Annotated in this window: 1 protein-coding gene; it reads right to left on the bottom strand. The window is 41.8% G+C overall.

Going from position 1 to position 1,767, the window contains the following annotated elements; all coding sequences use genetic code 11:
• Nucleotides 1–833: 833 nt before the first annotated feature.
• The gene (locus Q4546_RS19080; RefSeq protein ID WP_303413829.1) at nucleotides 834–1,484 is read right to left on the bottom strand and encodes a hypothetical protein; all 651 of its coding nucleotides are present in this window, start codon (nucleotides 1,482–1,484) and stop codon (nucleotides 834–836) included.
• Nucleotides 1,485–1,767: the final 283 nt, after the last annotated feature.

Genomic DNA, 1,767 nt, shown 5'->3' with positions numbered 1-1,767 from the left:
ATAAAGGCTTTTAAACAATCAAGCTTGTCAATTTTATTCAAGCTCAGTGACTGCATTCCCCCCATGATTGCAGTATCACTGAATTGAAACCTGCAACAAGGCTAACAATAATTATAAGTCGCAGGTATGCCTACAGGCAGGTAAACCACCCTAAAGTAAGGATGTCACTAGGGTGATTGGAGATAGATTCAGGCAGATTTGATGTGTTGCTAACTGTTCCCCAGCAGTGAGCAATAGAGGTTTTATTAGGGCTTAAGCGCCCAAGGTAATACTTCTATCAACATGGCTAATTTATCCGTTTCAACAAGGTGACAGCACTCTCCCCCATGCTTGCATGGTCACTGAATTGAATACCTGCAACAAGGAATAATAACAATAATATGTCGTAGGCAAGCAACAGCGTAACCCTGATGAATGGAAGTCATAAGGGGAAATATTAAAAAGCATAAACTAGGAGATGTATTACGAGTATTAACTAATTTAACAACCAATAGCTTTGATTTGATTGATGGTCGTCCCCAGCGACTATTGATTATGAAAACATTCTATACCCCTTACTTCATGGAATTGCTTTCTACTATCAAACCTATTGAGTCCGTTGACGACTATTTGGACATGAGCAACTGCTTCTCTCCCCAGTTTTCGTAGTGAGCGAATGAATAAGTTTTCATCAACAACAGTTTTAATGCCGATACATTTTGTCGGTAGACAATGCACAAAAAGCCCTGATGGAAGGATCCATCAGGGCTTTTTTATCTTTAAACGTTATAAACGTTATAAACGTTATAAACGTTATAAACGTTCTCAGCCTATGTAGAAACAGCGCCACTCAATTAGTCTTTTTCTGCGGCTAATCTCATATAGCGTTGTGATGACCAGTCAAAGTAATACTCTTGCCCTTGCCACTGATAAATTGTTCTGCCGTCTCTTTGGATAGCGCGGGCATTTTCAGGTAGCTGGGTTAAGCCACTGGCGTATTCAATACTGGTGGTGGATCGTTTCGGTGGAGACACCACTTGATGTTGCTGCGGTTGCACATAGTTTCTGCGGTAATGGCGATCATAGTAATCATAGCGATAGGGCGTTTGCCAGCCGTTATTCCAGCCTATGCCATTATTCCAGCCATAGCCCCAGCCATTATTCCATCGATTTCCCCACCGGTTATAATAAGGGTAACGCCAACCGTTATTCCACCCCACACCGACGCCCCAGCGCACTGATGAACCTGAATGACGTGAATGACGTGAATGACCATGATGACGATCGGATGTAAGATATCGCAGTTGCGGCAAGCCATCAAAAGCTTGCATGCTAGCTGAAATCTTGTGGGGACTCGCGTCTTGAGCATTAGCCCCTTGGGCATTAGTGCTTATGCCAAGCATTAAACTCAAGCCTACAGTTACTGAGATATACCCTTTTAAGCTCATCAGATATAAAGCCGTAAAGCAGGTCTTTGGCAGTGTCTGTTGTGCTTCTTTGTTCATCTCACGCCCCCCTTTGTACCTAAGCAGCATTTTCTACAGCAGCTAATATAGGGCAATTAAATGGCAATTACCCTATAAACAAGTCTAGCTCAAAACAACCTATAACCAATAACCATCGCTTAACCCTATTTTAGAAAAATGCTCATAGATACCGGCGCTATCTGGTTAATTCAAATCAACATCTAACCCATAATCATCGCTTAACCCAGTTTTATAAAAATGCTGATAGATACGCGGGCAATAGCTATGAGCAGGTTAATTAAAATCAACGACCAACAAATAA

It is taken from the genome of Shewanella sp. 4_MG-2023 (assembly GCF_030548015.1).
GTDB lineage: Bacteria > Pseudomonadota > Gammaproteobacteria > Enterobacterales > Shewanellaceae > Shewanella.
The sequence above is the reverse complement of the archived record's forward strand: the minus strand, read 5'-3'. Positions and strand labels throughout refer to the sequence as shown.